Source organism: Tahibacter caeni (assembly GCF_024609805.1).
GTDB lineage: Bacteria > Pseudomonadota > Gammaproteobacteria > Xanthomonadales > Rhodanobacteraceae > Tahibacter > Tahibacter caeni.
On the sequence record NZ_JANFVR010000527.1, the window covers coordinates 1 to 2,139 of the forward strand.

Consider the following 2,139-nt stretch of genomic DNA (forward strand, 5'->3'; position numbering starts at 1 on the left):
CGGCGGCGGCCGGCGCGGCTTCGGCCGCGCCGCCGCCGGCCTCGACGAGGCAGTCGATGAAGGCCTGTTCCAGGCTCGCGGCGCCGCGCTTGCGCTGCAGCGCTTCGGGCGTGTCACTGTCGAGCACCTTGCCCGCGTGCATCAGCGAGATGCGGTCGCAGCGTTCGGCCTCGTTCATGAAATGCGTGGACAGGAAGATCGTCACGCGGTCGCGCCGCGACAGCTCCACGAGCAGGCGCCAGAAGTTGTCGCGCGCGATCGGGTCGACGCCGGAAGTCGGCTCGTCGAGGATCAGCAGCTCGGGCCGGTGCACCATGGCCACGGCCAGCGACAGCCGCTGGCGCATGCCCAGCGGCAGCCGCTCGGGCAGGCTGTCGAGCACGTCGGGCAGACCGAAGCGCGCAGCCATGTCCTGCACGCGGCCGGCCACTTCCGCCTCGGGCACGTGGAACAGCCGCGCATGCAGCACGAGGTTCTGCCGCACCGTCAGCTCGCCGTACAGCGAGAACGCCTGCGACATGTAACCGACGCGGCGGCGCGTGGCCATGTCGTCGGCCTGCACAGGCTTGCCGAACAGCCAGGCTTCTCCGCCGCTGGCCGGAAGCAGGCCGGTCAGCATCTTCATCGTCGTGGTCTTGCCGCAGCCGTTGGAGCCGAGGAAGCCGAAGATCTCGCCGCGGCGGATGCGAAAGCTGACTTGGTCGACCGCGGTGAACGCGCCGAAGCGCATGGTCAGGTCCTGCGCCTCGATGGCCGGCTCGTCGTCGATCGCCTGCAGCGGCGGGATCGTCACGGACGCATGGTCGCGGCGCTTTTCCTCCGGCAGCAGCGCGATGAACGCGGCTTCGAGGTCGCCGCTGCCGGTGCGCGCGAGCAGCTGCGCCGGCGTGCCCGTCGCGAGCACGCGACCGGCGTCCATCGCGACGAGCCAGTCGAAGCCTTGCGCTTCGTCCATGTAGGCTGTCGCGACGATTACGCTCATGCCGCGGCGTTCGCCGCGGATGCGCGCGATCAGATCCCAGAACTGCGCGCGCGCGAGCGGGTCGACGCCGGTCGTCGGCTCGTCGAGGATCAGCAGGTCCGGATCGTGGATCAGCGCGCAGCACAGGCCGAGCTTCTGCTTCATGCCGCCCGACAGCTTGCCGGCCGGGCGGGCGAGGAATTCCTGCAGGCCGGTGCTGCGGGTCAGGTCGTCGATGCGCCGGCGCCGCTCGGCCGCGCCGTGGCCGAACAGGCGCGCGAAGAACTGCAGGTTTTCCTCGACCGACAAGGTCGGATAGAGATTCCTGCCGAGGCCCTGCGGCATGTAGGCGATGCGCGGACAGACCCGCTCGCGATGGCGGCGGTCGGCCATGTCGCCGCCGAGCGCGCGCACGCGGCCCTGCTGCACCGCGCGCGCGCCGGCCAGCAGCGCGAGCAGGCTCGACTTGCCGACGCCGTCGGGCCCGATCAGGCCGACCATGCGGCCGGCCGGTATGTCCAGGTCGACGCCGCCGAGCGCGACGGCCTTGGCGTAGCGCAGGCGCACGTCGGCGAGCGTGGCGACCGGAGGGTCGGCGAAGTTCATGGCTCAGTGCTTTGCCGCGGTCGCGGGCAGACGCACGGCCAGGGATTCGGGCCACGGCTGCGTCGTGTCCACGCGTATCCAGGCCATGCCGGGCACGCCGGTCTTGACCTGCGCGAGGTGCTCGCGCAACAGCTCCGGCGCGATCTGCGCGCGCACGCGGAACATCAGCTTCTGCCGCTCGCTCGCGGTCTCCACGCTCTTGGGCGTGAACTGTGCGGTGCTCGCGACGAACGACACCCTGGCCGGTATCACGTACTGCGGCGCCGCGTCGAGCACGAGGCGCACCTCGCTGCCGAGCGCCACCTTGCCGGCCGTCGTCTCGGGCAGGAAGAAGGTCATGTATACGTCGGACAGGTCGACGAGGTTCAGCACGCGGCCGCCCCCGGCCAGCACTTCGCCGGGCTGGGCCACGCGGAACTGCACGCGGCCGTCGCGCGGCGCGCGCAGGGTCGCGTCGCTGATGTCGGCGTCGATGCGCGCGACCGTCGCCGCGGCCGCGTCCACACTGGAGTGCGCGCCGACGAGTTGGGCGCGCGCTGCGTTCACGGCGGCGCGGCCGGCGGCGGTCTGCG

2 protein-coding genes are annotated in these 2,139 nt (G+C 71.8%); both read right to left on the reverse strand.

Annotated elements, in window-relative coordinates; genetic code table 11:
- The coding region (locus tag NON22_RS23435) for an ATP-binding cassette domain-containing protein (RefSeq protein ID WP_257389402.1) at positions 1–1,567 on the reverse strand (1,567 nt) is incomplete at its 3' end.
- Positions 1,568–1,570: 3 nt separating this feature from the next.
- On the reverse strand, positions 1,571–2,139 hold a 569-nt coding region (locus NON22_RS23440), incomplete at its 5' end, for an HlyD family secretion protein (RefSeq protein ID WP_257389403.1).